General features: G+C 59.4%; 17 protein-coding genes. 10 read left to right on the top strand and 7 right to left on the bottom strand.

Features of this window, described 5'->3' with window-relative positions:
* Positions 1-20: 20 nt before the first annotated feature.
* From yggU to I6L41_RS13705, 4 genes are all read right to left on the bottom strand, one after another.
* The gene (yggU, locus tag I6L41_RS13720; protein WP_216947939.1) at positions 21-323 is read right to left on the bottom strand and encodes a DUF167 family protein YggU; all 303 of its coding nucleotides are present in this window, start codon (positions 321-323) and stop codon (positions 21-23) included.
* Complete coding sequence (locus tag I6L41_RS13715; protein ID WP_042011910.1) at positions 323-874, bottom strand: YggT family protein; 552 nt, start codon at positions 872-874, stop codon at positions 323-325. Before I6L41_RS13715 ends, yggU begins: the two co-directional genes overlap by 1 nt.
* Positions 875-885: 11 nt before the next feature.
* A complete protein-coding gene (proC, locus tag I6L41_RS13710) occupies positions 886-1,710 on the bottom strand; it encodes a pyrroline-5-carboxylate reductase (protein ID WP_216949695.1) in 825 nt (274 codons plus the stop codon).
* 142 nt (positions 1,711-1,852) lie between these two features.
* A complete protein-coding gene (locus I6L41_RS13705) occupies positions 1,853-2,554 on the bottom strand; it encodes a YggS family pyridoxal phosphate-dependent enzyme (protein WP_204480235.1) in 702 nt (233 codons plus the stop codon).
* A 39-nt stretch (positions 2,555-2,593) separates the two neighbouring features.
* Here I6L41_RS13705 and tapT point away from each other — a divergent pair, with 39 nt between their 5' ends.
* From tapT to I6L41_RS13685, 4 genes are all read left to right on the top strand, one after another.
* A complete protein-coding gene (tapT, locus tag I6L41_RS13700; protein ID WP_005340354.1) occupies positions 2,594-3,628 on the top strand; it encodes a type IVa pilus ATPase TapT in 1,035 nt (344 codons plus the stop codon).
* Between the two features lie 28 nt (positions 3,629-3,656).
* The gene (gene tapU, locus I6L41_RS13695) at positions 3,657-4,766 is read left to right on the top strand and encodes a type IVa pilus ATPase TapU (protein WP_005357951.1); all 1,110 of its coding nucleotides are present in this window, start codon (positions 3,657-3,659) and stop codon (positions 4,764-4,766) included.
* A gap of 47 nt (positions 4,767-4,813) precedes the next feature.
* On the top strand, positions 4,814-5,587 hold the full coding sequence (gene yaaA, locus I6L41_RS13690) for a peroxide stress protein YaaA (protein WP_040067414.1): 774 nt from the start codon (positions 4,814-4,816) through the stop codon (positions 5,585-5,587).
* 194 nt (positions 5,588-5,781) lie between these two features.
* The gene (locus tag I6L41_RS13685) at positions 5,782-6,207 is read left to right on the top strand and encodes a hypothetical protein (RefSeq protein WP_040098961.1); all 426 of its coding nucleotides are present in this window, start codon (positions 5,782-5,784) and stop codon (positions 6,205-6,207) included.
* A 360-nt stretch (positions 6,208-6,567) separates the two neighbouring features.
* Here the strand turns inward: I6L41_RS13685 and I6L41_RS13680 are convergent, their stop codons facing one another.
* Together I6L41_RS13680 and arfB are read right to left on the bottom strand one after the other, a co-directional pair.
* Positions 6,568-7,059: a methylated-DNA--[protein]-cysteine S-methyltransferase gene (locus I6L41_RS13680; protein WP_216949693.1), complete on the bottom strand. Its 492-nt coding sequence runs from the start codon at positions 7,057-7,059 to the stop codon at positions 6,568-6,570.
* 30 nt (positions 7,060-7,089) lie between these two features.
* A complete protein-coding gene (arfB, locus tag I6L41_RS13675; RefSeq protein WP_216959480.1) occupies positions 7,090-7,506 on the bottom strand; it encodes an alternative ribosome rescue aminoacyl-tRNA hydrolase ArfB in 417 nt (138 codons plus the stop codon).
* Positions 7,507-7,707: 201 nt separating this feature from the next.
* Here arfB and glnK point away from each other — a divergent pair, with 201 nt between their 5' ends.
* The 5 genes from glnK to I6L41_RS13650 all read left to right on the top strand — a co-directional run bounded on the left by glnK (position 7,708) and on the right by I6L41_RS13650 (position 13,103).
* Positions 7,708-8,046, top strand: a complete 339-nt coding sequence (gene glnK / locus I6L41_RS13670; RefSeq protein ID WP_005341406.1) for a P-II family nitrogen regulator — start codon at positions 7,708-7,710, stop codon at positions 8,044-8,046.
* Between the two features lie 258 nt (positions 8,047-8,304).
* On the top strand, positions 8,305-9,312 hold the full coding sequence (locus tag I6L41_RS13665; protein WP_005340374.1) for a Fe(3+) ABC transporter substrate-binding protein: 1,008 nt from the start codon (positions 8,305-8,307) through the stop codon (positions 9,310-9,312).
* A 39-nt stretch (positions 9,313-9,351) separates the two neighbouring features.
* Positions 9,352-10,977: an iron ABC transporter permease gene (locus tag I6L41_RS13660; protein WP_216959477.1), complete on the top strand. Its 1,626-nt coding sequence runs from the start codon at positions 9,352-9,354 to the stop codon at positions 10,975-10,977.
* An 82-nt stretch (positions 10,978-11,059) separates the two neighbouring features.
* A complete protein-coding gene (locus I6L41_RS13655; RefSeq protein WP_216959474.1) occupies positions 11,060-12,094 on the top strand; it encodes an ABC transporter ATP-binding protein in 1,035 nt (344 codons plus the stop codon).
* A gap of 103 nt (positions 12,095-12,197) precedes the next feature.
* Positions 12,198-13,103 carry a Dyp-type peroxidase gene (locus I6L41_RS13650; protein ID WP_216959471.1) on the top strand — a complete coding sequence of 302 codons (906 nt, stop codon included), beginning with the start codon at positions 12,198-12,200 and terminating at the stop codon, positions 13,101-13,103.
* A 90-nt stretch (positions 13,104-13,193) separates the two neighbouring features.
* Here I6L41_RS13650 and argR read toward each other — a convergent pair whose 3' ends face one another.
* Positions 13,194-13,664, bottom strand: coding sequence for a transcriptional regulator ArgR (argR, locus tag I6L41_RS13645; protein WP_005340378.1), 471 nt, complete (start codon positions 13,662-13,664; stop codon positions 13,194-13,196).
* 201 nt (positions 13,665-13,865) lie between these two features.
* Between argR and I6L41_RS13640 the strand changes: the two genes are divergently transcribed.
* Positions 13,866-14,606 carry an ATP-binding cassette domain-containing protein gene (locus tag I6L41_RS13640; RefSeq protein WP_216959467.1) on the top strand — a complete coding sequence of 247 codons (741 nt, stop codon included), beginning with the start codon at positions 13,866-13,868 and terminating at the stop codon, positions 14,604-14,606.
* Positions 14,607-14,611: the final 5 nt, after the last annotated feature.

Here is a 14,611-nt window from a genome sequence, read left to right as displayed (position 1 = left end):
GTTGGCGCAGGCCGATTCATTCAGCCTTGCGTGTCATTCAGCAGCGCACTCACTTCTTGCGGCAACTGTTTGGGGCTGTCGATGGAGACGGTTTTGTGTCGCCCCAGCTCGCCCCGCACTATGGTGATCTGTCCCTTGGCCACCTTGAACTGCTTGGCCAGAAACTTGATCAGATGGCTGTTGGCCTGGCCATCGACCGGCGGCGCCGTGATGGCCACTTTCAGCTCTTCACCATGCAATCCGATGATCTGATCCCGACTCGCCTTGGGCTGGATCACCAGATGCAGTACCAGTTCATCCCCTTGTTGCAGGACGGCTGGCATCAAATCATCCACCACAGCTGGCCGAACAGGTCACCCAGCAGGTAGTTGATGGCTTGCAGGCCGATAAAGGCGACCAGCACCGAGAGATCCAGTCCGCCCAGTGCCGGCAGTACGCGGCGGATAGGAGCGAGGAACGGCTCGGTCAGCTGATGCATCACGTATTCGATGGGGTTGCGGCCCTGGCTGACCCAGCTCAGGATGGCGCGGATCAGCAGTACCCAGAAGATCATCGAGCCCGCTTTCTTCAGCACGGTCAGCGCGGCGAACAGGCTGATGCTGAGCCAGTCCGCCAGCAGCACATTCATGCTCTTGAGTAGGGCCAGCTTGGCGAAGGCGATGACCAGCGCCAGCACCACAGAGGCGAGGTCGATGCCGCCAAAGCCCGGGATAACGCGGCGCAGTGGGATCACCAGCGGATTGGTCAGCTTGACCACCATCTGGCTCATCGGGTTGTAGAAGTCGGCACGGGCCCACTGCAGCCAGACGCGCAGCAGGATCACCATCAGGTAGAGATCGAAAACGGTGTTAATCAGAAAGTAAGCAGTGTTCATCTGGGCTCCTGTTAGAAGAGGGTTTCCATTTCGGTGGCACGAGCAACGGCCGCCTGCATGGCTTGCGCAGTCAGCGGCATCAGCCCCTGCAGCTGGAATGTCTTGATGGCTTCAGCTGTGGTGCCGCCCTTGCTGGTGACCTGCTCACGCAGGGTTTGCAGCGCCAGCTCAGGGTTCTGCTCCACCATGGCGGCTGCGCCCAGCGCGGTCTGCTGCACCAGCAGGCGTGCCTGATCGGGCGAGAAACCCATCGCCTCCGCCTCTTCGGCGATCGCCTGCATAAAGAGGAAGAAGTAGGCCGGAGCACTGCCCGCCGCGGCGATGACGCCGTTGATGCCAGACTCCTGCTCCACCCAGAGGGTCTTGCCGACCGCCTGCATCATCTGCTCGGCAAAGTCACGATCCACGGCGGCAATATGTTCGGGTGCATAGAGACCGGTCATGCCCAGACCCAGCAGGGCAGGGGTATTGGGCATGGTGCGGATGATGCGGTCATGGCCACCGGCCATCTCGCCAAGGCGCGCCACCTTGATGCCAGCCGCGATGGAGATGAGCAGCTTGCCCTCAAGGGAGCCCAGCTCGGCAACCAGAGCGGCTAGCATGCCTGCCATCAGCTGCGGCTTGACTGCCAGCACGATCACTTCGGCGTCGCGGGCCGCCTCGGCATTACTCTGGGTGATGCGAATGCCATGTTCGCTCGCCAGCGTCTCCAGCTTGGGCAGACTGGGGTTGGCGGCCGTGATCTGCCAGGCGGGATAACCCGCCTTGACCAGTCCGGCGATGATGCTGCGGCTCATGTTGCCCGCGCCGATAAAGGCCAGCGTTCTATGCTGCATCAGATGCTCCTGTTGCACATGGGGTCGCGGCGGGGTTGGCGCTGCCTGCACCACCTGACGCCAGAATTCGGTGTTCCATCAAACGCTCCTGTTGATGAAGTCGCGGCAAGAGGCGGACGTATGGGTTATCCGCGGGCCTTGCCTATGAGTAGTCACGGGCGCCGAAGATGGCGGTGCCGACCCGCACCATGGTGCTGCCGTGGGCGATCGCCAGTTCAAGATCCTCGGTCATGCCCATCGAGAGGGTATCCACCGTGGGGTATTGTCGCGCAAGCTCGGTGAACAGAGTCTGCATACGGGTCATTTGGGCGGCCAGTATGCTCTCGTCACTGGTGTGCTCTGGAATGGCCATCAGTCCCCGCAGCACCAGTCGCTCACTTTGAGAGACCAGCTCGGCAAGGCGGAAAATCTCTTGTTCCGACGTTCCGGATTTGCTGCTCTCTCCGCTAATATTGATTTGCAGACAAACATTTAGCGGTGCCATTGTAGTTGGGCGCTGGTTGTTGAGGCGGTCGATCAGCTTGTCCCGATCCACGCTCTGCACCCAGTCAAACCGTTCGGCGACCAGTTTGGATTTGTTCGATTGCAAAGGGCCGATAAAGTGCCACTCTATGTCGCTATATTCCGGCTGCTGGCGCAAGGTATCGATCTTGGCCGCTGCTTCCTGAGCGTAGGATTCGCCAAAGCAGCGCTGACCTGCGGCATGGGCGGCCATGATGGCCTCGACCGGCTTGGTCTTGCTCACGGCCAGCAGGCGGATCTGCTGCAGGTTGCGGCTAGCCCGTTCGGCGGCCTGGGCAATACGTTCCTTTACCTGAAACAGGTGCTGGGCAATCTGGTTCATATTTCGTTAGTGATCTTGTGATGGGAGAATGACAAGTCTATGGATATCACAGAGTTATTGGCTTTCAGTGTAAAGCATAAAGCCTCGGATCTACACCTCTCGGCCGGGGTTCCCCCGATGATCAGGGTTGATGGTGAGGTTCGCAAGATCAATTTGCCCGCCCTGGAACACCGGGAAGTGCATGCCCTCATTTACGACATCATGAACGACCATCAGCGCAAGGAGCTGGAGGAGAACTTCGAGGTCGACTTCTCGTTCGAGGTGCCCAATCTGGCCCGTTTCCGGGTCAACGCCTTCCAGCAGGCTCGCGGCTCGGGCGCGGTATTTCGTACCATCCCCAGCACTGTGCTGAGCCTCGAGGATCTCGATGCGCCGGAGATCTTCCGCAAGATCGCCGAGTTCCCGCGGGGTCTGGTGTTGGTGACCGGCCCGACAGGTTCCGGTAAATCGACCACCCTGGCTGCCATGGTCAATTACATCAACGAGAACTTCCATCACCACATCCTCACCATCGAAGACCCCATCGAATTCGTCCACGAGAACAAGCGCTGTCTGGTGAACCAGCGGGAAGTGCACCGGGATACCAAGAGCTTCAGCAACGCTCTGCGCTCGGCACTGCGGGAAGACCCGGACATCATTCTGGTGGGCGAGATGCGCGACCTTGAGACCATTCGTCTGGCCATGACCGCCGCCGAAACTGGCCACCTGGTGTTTGGCACCCTGCACACCTCGTCGGCGGCCAAGACCATCGACCGTATCATCGACGTCTTCCCCGGCGCAGAGAAAGACATGGTGCGCTCCATGCTCTCCGAATCCCTGCGGGCGGTTATCTCCCAGACCCTGCTCAAGCGCATTGGCGGTGGCCGGGTGGCGGCTCACGAGATCATGATGGGCATTCCAGCGGTGCGTAACCTGATCCGCGAGGACAAGATTGCCCAGCTCTACTCGGTGATCCAGACCGGGATGACCCACGGCATGCAGACCATGGATCAGAGTCTCAAGCAGTTGGTGAGTCGTGGTGTGGTGGCATCCCTCGATGCCAAGGCCAAGGCTGTTGATCCCAACAGCATTTAAGCGACTCACACCCAGGGAGGGATAGATGATGAATCTGGATGATCTGCTGAGCGAGCTGGTCGAGCGAAAGGGATCGGATCTGTTTGTGACGGTGGGCTCGCCGCCCACCCTCAAGGTGAATGGCCATCTGGTGTCGCTGGGGGGCGAAGCGCTCGACAAGAAGGGAGCTCTGACGCTGGTCAGGGATACCCTCAGCAGCGATCACTTCGAGCGTTATATCCGTACCAAGGAGGCCAACTACGCGATCTATCGCGAGGTGCTTGGCCGTTTTCGGGTCAGCGCCTTCTGGCAGCAGGAGCTGCCCGGCATGGTGGTGCGGCGTATCGAGACCCGCATTCCCACCTTTGAAGATCTGCAGCTACCCAAGATCCTGCAAGAGGTGGCGATGGCCAAGCGGGGGCTGGTGCTGTTTGTCGGCGCCACCGGGGCGGGCAAATCGACTACTCAGGCGGCGATGATCGGCTATCGCAACCAGCATGCCGATGGTCACATTCTGACGGTGGAAGATCCGGTGGAGTTCGTCCATCAGCATGGTCGTAGTCTGGTGACCCAGCGAGAGGTGGGGATCGACACCGAGTCGTTCGATGTGGCGCTGAAAAGTTCGCTGCGTCAGGCGCCGGACGTGATCCTGATCGGCGAGATCCGAAGTCAGGAGACCATGGAGTTTGCCCTGCAGTTCGCCGAGACAGGACACCTTTGTCTCGCCACTTTGCATGCCAACAATGCCAACCAGGCGCTGGATCGCATCCTCCATCTGGTGCCGCAGGACAAACACCGCCAGTTCCTGTTCGATCTCTCTTTCAACCTCAAGGCCATCGTCGCCCAGCAGCTGGTGCCGAGTATGGATGGCAAGCGGCGCTGCGCTGCGTTCGAGATCCTGCTCAATACTCCGCTCATCACTGACATTATTCGCAAGGGAGAGATGCATCGCCTCAAGGAGGTGATGACCAAATCCACCGAGCTGGGTATGCAGACCTTCGATCAAGCGCTCTTCAGCCTGTTCTGCGCCGGCCAGATTGGCTACAGTGAGGCACTCGCCCACGCCGACTCGGCCAACGACCTGCGACTGCTGATCAAGCTCTCCGGTCGCGAGCGGCTCGGTACCGGCACGCTGGACAATGTGACGCTGGATGAATGAATCATGGGGCTGCTCTGCCGTTCGGCCCCTCGCCATAAAGGAACGTTATGCTGATTGTGGTTTCCCCGGCCAAGACGCTGGATTACGAGTCACCGCTGGTGACACCCCGTTTCACCCAACCCGAGCTGCTGGATCACTCCGCCGAACTGATTAGCCGGGCCCGCCAACTGAGCCCTGACCAGATCGCCACTCTGATGAAGATCAGCGACAAGCTGGCCGGTCTCAATGCCGCCCGGTTTGCCGAGTGGCAGCCAGATTTCACTCCCGCCAACGCCCGTCAGGCGCTGTTGGCTTTCAAGGGGGATGTCTACACCGGTTTGGCGGTAGAGGATTTCAGCGAGGCCGATTTTGACTTCGCTCAGGCGCACCTGCGGATGCTCTCCGGCCTCTACGGCGTGCTGCGCCCCCTCGATCTGATGATGCCCTACCGGCTGGAGATGGGGACCAAGCTCGACAACGATCGCGGCAAGGATCTCTACCAGTTCTGGGGGGAGGTGATCACTCACCATCTCAACGACGCGCTGGCAGCGCAGGGGGATGAGGTGTTGATCAATCTGGCTTCCGACGAGTATTTCAAGTCGGTACGACCCAAGAGCCTGAAAGGGCGGATTGTCACACCGGTGTTCAAGGATGAGAAGAACGGCCAGTTCAAGATCATCAGCTTCTACGCCAAGAAGGCGCGCGGCATGATGGCTCGCCACATCATCAAGCACCGTCTGACCGAGGTGGAGCAGCTGACCGGTTTCAACGCCGAGGGCTACTACTTCGTACCGGAAGAGTCGGACGCCAATACCCTGATGTTTAAACGCGCCGAAAATTAATTACAAAAAGAGGGAACCAATCTTTCGACCCGCGGGTCTGAATATGTGAATCCTCTGTTGTAAGCACTTTTTATTCGCCGACGTTTGATACGTCGGCTTTTTTATTGCCGTTTTTACTGTCCATCGATTGCCTTCGCCGGGACTATGTGGTTCAGATAGACTCAAGACAGGGAGCGAGTCGTCGTGAGGTGAATATGGAACAGAAAAATGCCATTCGGCAGGTTGCCGTCCCTTGGGCTCCGTCCCGCCAGCTACCGCCCGGTCTGGTTGTGGCCGAGCTGCATCAGGATCTCTGGAGCGACTCCCTGACCATCATGCTGGGGCGGGCGCGCAGCATCGATCTGCCCCCACAAATCCTCTGCCGGGTCTATTTTCGTCATATCTACGCCCTGCGGGTTATCGAAGATTGCGATCTGGCCGAGGGGAAGGATAGCCACGCTATCGAAGAGCAGATCCAGCTCATCACCCCATCCCGTTTTGCCAGCTGGTTCCATCAGGAGTCGGACGGCCTGCATCTGGATGAAGATCTGCAGCACTATCGCATCTCGACCTGGGATTATTGCGCCGATGTGCTGACCTCCTCGGCGCCGGAACTGCAGTTCCTGCCCCAGAACGAGTAGCCAGCTGTTACGTCAGAGGCGAAGGATGATCCTTCGCCTCTTGGTTTTTGGGCGGGCGCAGATTTTGTGGCGTTCAGGCCACTCAAGCCGGGTGGCGGCCTGTTGTGTCGGCACAAAAAAAGCGCCTCAGAGGAGGCGCGGGGAAAAAGACAGATTGGAAGCGTCACATGGGTGCTACTTGAATCAGCGAATGAGCCGTGCCATTCAAGTATGGAGCCATCATGCCAAGCTCAATCTGAAGTAGTTCTGAGGCGATTCTTCATTTTCTGTTCATCTTGTCAGCAAAGCGTGGTCACTGACTGAAAGCCTTTTCATTCTGGTCACCATATTGTCCCGTCCCTCTCCGGGGCGCTCATCGTCTCATGGGGCCAGCTCGAATGTTGTGCCTGTCTGTTCCAGTGCCAGCAACCAGCGCTTGATGGGAATGCCGCCAGCATAGCCGGTCAGCTCACCGCTGCGTCCGATCACCCGATGGCAGGGCACTATGATGCTCAGCGGATTGCGGCCATTGGCAGCGCCTACTGCTCGCACTGCCTTGGGATTGCCGATAGCCTGGGCAATCTCGAGATAGCTCACGGTCTCGCCATAGGGGATATCACACAAAGCGTTCCACACCGTTTGCTGGAACGGGGTGCCCTTCGCTGCCATGGGCAGATCGAACTGCTGCAACTTTCCGGCGAAATAGGCGGTGAACTGGGCAAGATAGGGGGCCAGCGCCTTGTCATCCCGTTGCCAGTCAGTTTGCGGCATGACGGGCCGCTCTCCGTGCATGAACTCCACGTGGCGCAGACCATCCTGATTGATGGCAATGAGCAGGGGGCCGCGAGCGCTGTCGCAAAAACTGTATCTCATCGGCTGACATCCTTTGGAGGCTGGGGGGGCTCAGTCCAGCACCGGCTTGCCGCGGGCAGACTTGATATCACCCTTGCGCTTTTTGGCATCAACCCGCTTGCGCTGGGAGCTGTGGGTCGGCTTGGTGGCATGACGAGCCTTGGGGCGCCAGGCTGCTTTCTTCAGCAACTCCACCAGACGGCTCATCGCCTCCTTGCGGTTCATGTCTTGGCTGCGATGGCTCTCGACCCGGATCAGGATAAAGCCATCGTGTACCCGGCTGTCGCTCAGCTTGTCGAGCCCCTCCTTGTAGAGCGGGGTGAGGCTTGGGGAGTTACGGTAATCGAAGCGCAGCCAGACGGCGGAGTCGGTCTTGTTGACGTGCTGTCCACCGTTGCCCTGTGCCCGCATGGTCTGAAATTGCAGCTCATGCCAGGGAATCGTGACGCTGTTGGAGATAACTAACATGCTGTTTTGCTCTTGTTTGGTGCATACCCGCTGACCGCTGCAGCATGGTGCCTCATTATGGGGCGTGCTGGCCGGTTATGGGGATGTGCCTGGCGAATGGCGCCGGCATTAAACTCTATCTATATGAAATAAAACAATAAAAATACTTGGCATAAGAATTGAAACCCGATTCATGACACACCATGGATTGGGAGCAACCAGATGAAGCTGATTAGTGCGATTATCAAACCGTTCAAGTTGGACGATGTCCGCGAGGCTATTGCCAACCTGGGGGTGGAAGGGCTGACCGTGTCCGAGGTCAAGGGATTTGGCCGCCAGAAGGGACACACCGAATTATACCGGGGAGCCGAGTATCAGGTCGACTTCCTGCCCAAGGTGAAGCTGGAGATTGCTACCGCCGATGATAACGTGGAAGGGGTGATCGAGGCGATCTGCAAGGCGGCCTATACCGGCAAGATCGGCGACGGCAAGATTTTTGTCTACGACTTGCTGCAAGCGGTGCGCATCCGCACCGGCGAAAGTGACGACGAGGCGCTGTGATGAACCGCATCAGTGACGTACAGATCTGTTGACCTCCCGATCTCGGGGAATCCCGATGGAGTGAGCGCTTATTGAAGCCTGATCAACATAACGTTTTGCTCTGAAGAGGCCGAATGGGATTCCATCCGGCCCTTTTCGTTTATGGGCGATTAAATATGTGATGTGGCGACGGCGAGCTTTCTTGATCCGCTTATAAGATGTATGCAGAATGCAAACGGAAATCGTTATCACTCTGTATAGCTAATCAAGGAATGGATGATGAAAATGAAGATGTTGGCACTGGCTTTCTCTGCGTTGGCAGCTCAGTCGGCATTGGCGGCCGGGGAAGTGAATGTCTACTCCAACCGGCAGGATGAGCTGATCAAGCCCATCATCCAGCAGTTCGAGAAGGAATCTGGCATCAAGGTGAACGTGGTGTTCGCCAAAGAGGGATTGAACGAGCGTCTGGAGCGGGAAGGCAAGCTCTCTCCGGCCGACCTGATGCTGACTGTCGATATCAGCCGTCTGACCGATCTGGTGGACAAGGGGCTGGTGCAGCCGGTGGACAGCAAGATCCTGCAGGAGAACATCCCCGCCATCTATCGTGATCCGGAGAATCGCTGGTTCGCCCTGACCACCCGGGTTCGCGCCATCTACTCCAGCAAGGATCGCCTCGGCAAGCTCGATACCATCAGCTACGAAGATCTGGCCAAACCGGAATTCAAAGGGAAAATATGCACCCGCAGCGGCAAGCATGAGTACAATGTGGCGCTGGTCTCCTCCATGATTGCCCATCACGGCATGGCCGAGACCAAAACCTGGCTGGAAGGGGTCAAGGCCAACTTGGCGCGCAAGCCGCAGGGCAACGACCGGGATCAGGTCAAGGCGATCAAGGATGGTATCTGTGACGTGTCGCTCGGCAACAGCTACTATCTGGGCGCCATGTTGAAAGATCCGGCGCAGAAGTCCTGGGCGGATGCAGTCTATATCAACTTCCCGAACCAGGCTGACCGCGGTGCCCACGTCAACGTGAGCGGCGTGGCCATGACCAAATATGCCAAGAACAAGGCCGAGGCCCAGAAGCTGATGGAGTTTCTGGCTGGCGACACCGCCCAGCACATGTATGCGGACGTGAACGCCGAATATCCGGTCAAGGCCGGAGTCGAGCCTTCCGCCATGGTCAAGTCCTGGGGCAGTTTCAAGTCTGACGCACTACCGGTCAGCGATTACGCCAAGCACCGCAAGGACGCCTTGCAGTTGCTGGATGAAGTGAAGTTCGACTTGTAATCAGATGGGGCCAACGGCCCCATCAACATCTGTGGTCTCATGAAAAATTTTGGATGGATGACCGGCAGCTGGGCCATCGCCCTGCTGCTGGGTTTACCGGTTATAGCCCTGCTTTTCTCTGCCTTTTCGGCTGAGGGGGAGCTGTTTCGCCACCTCGCCGATACCGTGCTGCTCGATTATCTGGGCAATACCCTGGGGCTGGTGGTCGGTGTGGTACTGCTCAGCCTGCTGTTTGGTGTACCCACCGCCTGGCTGGTGGCCATGTGTCAGGTGCCGGGGCGCCGTGCCCTGCAGTGGGCCTTGATGCTGCCAATGGCCATGCCCTCCTATATCGTCGCCTACGTCTATACCGACTTGCTCGACTACTCGGGCCCGCTACAGGCCGGGTTGCGAGCACTCTTTGGCTGGAACAGTCCTGCCGATTACTGGTTTCCGGCCGTTCGCTCCCTTGGCGGCGCCGCCTGGGTGCTGGCGCTGGTGCTGTTCCCTTATGTCTATCTTCTGACCCGCGCCTCTTTTCTCGAGCAGTCAGTCAGCCTGATCCACTCCAGCCGCCTGCTCGGCTGTACCCCGTGGCAGAGCTTTCGCCGCCTCAGTCTGCCGCTGGCACGCCCCGCCATCATGGTGGCGGTATCGCTGGTGGCCATGGAGACGCTGGCCGATTTCGCCACCGTCCACTTCTTTGCCATCAACACCCTGACCACGGCGGTCTACGACACCTGGCTCGGCTATGGCAGTCTGGCCACCGCGGCGAAACTCTCCTGCCTGATGTTGCTGGCTGTGGTGCTGTTGATCGCGCTGGAGCGCCGCTCGCGCAGTCGGCAGCAGGTGTTCCAGAAGTCGATGGGCCATGAGCAGCCGCTGCGCTATCCGCTTAAGGGGATGAGTCGCGCTCTGGCCGCTTTCTGGTGCTGGGGGCTGGTGCTGGCCGGTTTCGGCCTGCCGTTCGTCATCCTGCTCGACTACGGGGTGCGCTACTTCGAGTTGTCGTGGACGCCGGAGTTTGTCCGCTTCGCCGGCAACAGCTTGGCTATCTCGGCGCTGACCGCTCTGCTGGCGATGGGGATTGCCCTGCTGCTTGGCTTCTTCCGCCGTCTCGATGGCGGGATAAAGAGTCTGTTGCCTCTGCGCATCGCCGCCATGGGCTACGCCATGCCGGGTACCGTGCTCGCTATCGGGGTGCTGGTGCCGCTCACCGCCCTCGACTTTGCCATCAACGATCTGGCCGAGTGGCTCGGGCGTCAGGGCCCGGGCTTGTTGCTGACCGGCACCCTCACCGCCATCGTGTTCGGTTATCTGGTGCGCTTTGTGGCCATCGCCATCGGCTCGGTGGAGAGCAGCATGGGCAAGATCTCCCCCAGCCTCGATATGGCTGCCCGCTCTCTGGGGCAGGGGGATGGCGGCATGCTGCGGCGGGTCCATCTGCCGCTGGTGCGCCGAGGTCTGTTTGCCGGTGCCATGCTGGTATTCATCGAATCCATGAAGGAGCTGCCCGCCGCCCTGCTGCTGCGGCCGTTCAACTTCGATACTCTGGCGACCCACGTCTATCAGTTTGTCTCGGACGAGATGCTGGAGCGCGGCGCGCTGGGGGCTATCGTCATTGTGCTGGTGGGGCTGTTGCCGCTGATCTGGGTCAACCGCACTCTGGACAGTCCGGGCCACTGAGTCGCCGCGTCGGTCAATGAAATTGCATGCGGTGTGCTGAACCGAAAGGCAGCACGCCGCCAGAAACGAGAGGAAGTCAGCCTTGTCCTGTTTGCAGGTTGAAAATGTCAGCTGCCGTTACAACGGCCGCAATGTGCTGGAGCAGCTCTCCCTGACGGTGGCAGACAACGAGATCGTCTGCCTGCTGGGAGCCAGTGGCTGCGGCAAAACCACGCTTCTCAAGGCCATCGCCGGGCTGCTGCCGCTGGCGGAGGGGTCGATCCGCCTCGGCGATACCCTGCTCGACGGGCCGGGTGCCAGCGTGCCGCCCGAGGCGCGCAACATTGGCATGATCTTTCAGGATTACGCCCTCTTTCCCCACCTGACGGTGGCCGACAACGTCGGCTTCGGCCTGACCAAACTCGATCGCCGCGCCCGCCAGCAGCAGGTTGAAGAGGCGTCGGCGCTGGTCAATCTGCAGGGGCTGGGGGATCGTTATCCGCACCAGCTCTCCGGCGGCCAGCAGCAGCGGGTAGCCATCGCCCGGGCGCTGGTGTGCAAGCCGCGGCTGATGCTGTTGGATGAACCCTTCTCCAACATCGACACCCAGGTGCGGATGAAGCTGATCCTCGAGATCCGCGCCCTGCTCAAGCAGCAAGGGATTGGCGCCATCTTCGTCAGCCACAGCAAGGAGGAGGCGTTCGCCTTCGCCGATCGGCTGGCGCTGTTTCGCGCCGGTCACATCGAGCAGGTGGGCCAGCCTGAGCAGCTCTATCGCCGCCCGCAAAACCGCTTCGTGGCGGAGTTTCTCGGCGGGGTCAACTATCTGGCTGCCGAGGTGGTGGACAGCCAGTGCGTGCAGACGGCGCTCGGGGTCATTTGTGGCAGCGAGCCTCATGGCCGTGCGGTGGGTGAGCAGTTGCAGCTGATGCTCAGACCCCAGCAACTGCTGCTGGAGAGCGCCGCAGATGGGGAGCTCAAGGTGGTGGAGCAGCAGTTCCTCGGCCACCACTGCCGGGTGCTGTTCGAGTGTGGCGATCTGCAGCTGGAGGCGAGCATTGGCGAGCCCCTTGATGGGATGCGGGCACGGATCAAGGTCGCTCCCCATGGATTGGTGTTGTTTGACCCTTTGCCCTGAACGCGTGATATCGTCGTGAAATCAAAGAACTGGATCCACTCTGGTTTATAATCGCGCAACGCAAATAGCCCGTAACGCTAACGCCTACTCAGGGGAGAGATATATGAAAGCCCAAGCCGGGATCTGCGCAGAGCCGAATCTGCACGCCCTCTATCTGATGTTCAATCGTACCGGCGATGCCGCCGAACTGGTCGGCCGTCTGGCCAAACTGCCCGCCCTGTGGCAGGCGGTCGCCGCCGATTTCCCCGATGCCGGTTTCAGCGGTCTGGTTGCCGTTGGCGCCGATGCCTGGGATGGTCTCTACCCTGCCGCCCGTCCGCCCCAGTTCCGCAGCTTTATGGCGCAATCCGCCAACGGTCAGGAGGCCCCCAACACCCCGTTTGATCTCTTTATTCAGCTGCGCGCCGATCGGGTGGATGTGCTGCACCACGCCGGTCACCGAGTGATGGCACTGCTGGCCGGACTGGTCGAACTGGCCGAAGAGGTGCGCGGTTTCCGCAATCTGGATTGCCGTGACCTGACCGGTTTCGTTGATGGCACCGAGAACCCGCAGGATGAACACCGTGCCGAAGTGGCGTTGCTGGCCGAGGGCGAGTTTGCCGGTGGCTCCTACATCCACGTTCAGCGCTGGGTACACGCCATGAGTGACTGGGAGAAGCTGGCGCAGAGAGAGCAGGAAGACATTATCGGTCGTACCAAGCCCGACAACATCGAGTATGAGTCTGCCGCCAAACCGCTGACCGCCCACATCAAGCGGGTCAACCTCAAGACGCCGAAAGGGGAGTCCATGGAGATCCTGCGCCAGAGCATGCCTTGGGGCACCATGACCGAGCAGGGGCTCTACTTCATCTCCTGCTGCCGCACACCGCAGCACTTCAACGCCATGCTGGCCAGCATGTACAAGGGAGAGGGCAGCCACTTCGATCACCTGCTGCGTTTCACCAAGGCAGTGACCGGCGCGGCTTTCTTCGCCCCATCGGAGGGTTTTCTGATGGCGCAGGGCAAATAAGCCCGCCTGACGAAGCTGCAGAAAACAAAAATCCCGGCCTTGGCCGGGATTTTTCGTTCTGGCGTGACCGCTATGATGCGGTGGCGGCCATTACGGCGTCTGTTCGAACAGCTCGAGGGCGGAGAGATAGAGCTCTTCGATATCGGTGTCGCTGGTCGGGGTGATGAAGATGGTGTCATCACCGGCGATGGTACCGAGGATCCCCTCTGCCTTGCCAAGGGAGTCGAGCAGGCGGGCGATCAGCTGGGCTGCGCCCGGGCTGGTGTGGATCACCACCAGTGCGCCGTTGTGATCGACGTCCAGTACCAGATTCTTGAGCGGGCTGGAGGTGGTGGGCACGCCCAGTTCCACCGGCAGGCAGTAGACCATCTCCATCTTGGCATTGCGAGTGCGAACGGCGCCGAAGCGGCTCAGCATGCGCGATACCTTGGACTGGTTGATGTTCTCGAAGCCCAGCTCTTGCAGGGCGGTGACGATTTCTGCCTGGGAGCCAAAGCGCTCTTCTTTCAGCAAGGCTTTAAAGGCCTTGGCCAGTTTTTCTTGCTTGTCGTTGTGTTTCATCTTGGTCTCACGAATGAGGAGGTGTGGCGGCCTGTGCGATACAGGCGGCAGATACGAACAGCGGGGCCATTTTGCATTCATATGCCGTTTTTTGCAAGGAAGCGGCGCTTGTTCTGCATATTGATTCAAAAATGGCTTGCATCAACCTTTGTTAGGGATAGAATCGGGATGAAATTTTGAAAACTTATTCAATTGGGCTGTATGGGTATTGAATTAATAGGTATCGAGAAGTCCTGGCACAAGGTGCCGGTTCTGCAACAGGTCAGCTTTCGGACATCCCCCGGTGAAACCTTGGTGTTGCTGGGTCCGAGCGGTGCTGGCAAGAGTTCCCTGCTACGGATGATGAACCTGCTGGATACCCCGGATGTGGGTGTTCTGCGGATTGGCGAAAGTGAATTTTCTTTCCCGAACTCCCTCTCTTCTGCCGAATTCAACCGCCAGTCCCAACTGCTGCGTCGCAAGGTGGGGATGGTGTTCCAGCAGTACAATCTCTGGCCACATCTCACTGTGATGGAGAATCTGATTGAAGCGCCGGTCAAGGTGCTCGGCATGAGCAAGGAGGCCGCCATCGAGAAGGGGGCCTATCTGCTGGCCCAGCTGCAACTGGCCGACAAGCGCGATGCCTGGCCGGCACGCCTCTCCGGCGGTCAGCAGCAGCGGGTGGCCATTGCCCGTACCCTGATGATGGATCCGGAAGTGCTGCTGTTTGACGAGCCGACCGCCGCCCTCGATCCCGAGATCACCAAAGAGGTGGCCGAGATCATCCGTAACCTGAGCAAGACCGGCATTACCCAGGTGGTGGTGACCCACGAGGTTGATTTTGCCCGCAAGGTAGCCAGTCAGGTGATTTATCTGGAGAAGGGGCGGATCATCGAATCCGGCACCGCTGCCATTTTCCAATCCCCTCAAACCAGCCGGTTTGCCGAATTCTTGATGCATTGATATTG

The sequence above is a fragment of the Aeromonas sp. FDAARGOS 1411 genome (assembly GCF_019047125.1).
Taxonomy (GTDB): Bacteria; Pseudomonadota; Gammaproteobacteria; order Enterobacterales; family Aeromonadaceae; genus Aeromonas; species Aeromonas veronii.
The sequence above is the reverse complement of the archived record's forward strand: the minus strand, read 5'-3'. Positions and strand labels throughout refer to the sequence as shown.

Excerpts from the sequence above, each read along its gene's own strand:
- tapT (WP_005340354.1), top strand. The coding sequence starts at position 2,594 with ATGGATATCACAGAGTTATTGGCTTTCAGTGTAAAGCATAAAGCCTCG.
- glnK (WP_005341406.1), top strand. The coding sequence starts at position 7,708 with ATGAAGCTGATTAGTGCGATTATCAAACCGTTCAAGTTGGACGATGTC.
- proC (WP_216949695.1), bottom strand. The coding sequence starts at position 1,710 with ATGCAGCATAGAACGCTGGCCTTTATCGGCGCGGGCAACATGAGCCGC.
- I6L41_RS13715 (WP_042011910.1), bottom strand. The coding sequence starts at position 874 with ATGAACACTGCTTACTTTCTGATTAACACCGTTTTCGATCTCTACCTG.
- I6L41_RS13680 (WP_216949693.1), bottom strand. The coding sequence starts at position 7,059 with ATGAGATACAGTTTTTGCGACAGCGCTCGCGGCCCCCTGCTCATTGCC.
- I6L41_RS13705 (WP_204480235.1), bottom strand. The coding sequence starts at position 2,554 with ATGAACCAGATTGCCCAGCACCTGTTTCAGGTAAAGGAACGTATTGCC.
- I6L41_RS13685 (WP_040098961.1), top strand. The coding sequence starts at position 5,782 with ATGGAACAGAAAAATGCCATTCGGCAGGTTGCCGTCCCTTGGGCTCCG.
- yggU (WP_216947939.1), bottom strand. The coding sequence starts at position 323 with ATGCCAGCCGTCCTGCAACAAGGGGATGAACTGGTACTGCATCTGGTG.
- I6L41_RS13660 (WP_216959477.1), top strand. The coding sequence starts at position 9,352 with ATGAAAAATTTTGGATGGATGACCGGCAGCTGGGCCATCGCCCTGCTG.
- I6L41_RS13665 (WP_005340374.1), top strand. The coding sequence starts at position 8,305 with ATGAAAATGAAGATGTTGGCACTGGCTTTCTCTGCGTTGGCAGCTCAG.
- yaaA (WP_040067414.1), top strand. The coding sequence starts at position 4,814 with ATGCTGATTGTGGTTTCCCCGGCCAAGACGCTGGATTACGAGTCACCG.
- arfB (WP_216959480.1), bottom strand. The coding sequence starts at position 7,506 with ATGTTAGTTATCTCCAACAGCGTCACGATTCCCTGGCATGAGCTGCAA.
- I6L41_RS13650 (WP_216959471.1), top strand. The coding sequence starts at position 12,198 with ATGAAAGCCCAAGCCGGGATCTGCGCAGAGCCGAATCTGCACGCCCTC.
- tapU (WP_005357951.1), top strand. The coding sequence starts at position 3,657 with ATGAATCTGGATGATCTGCTGAGCGAGCTGGTCGAGCGAAAGGGATCG.
- I6L41_RS13640 (WP_216959467.1), top strand. The coding sequence starts at position 13,866 with ATGGGTATTGAATTAATAGGTATCGAGAAGTCCTGGCACAAGGTGCCG.
- argR (WP_005340378.1), bottom strand. The coding sequence starts at position 13,664 with ATGAAACACAACGACAAGCAAGAAAAACTGGCCAAGGCCTTTAAAGCC.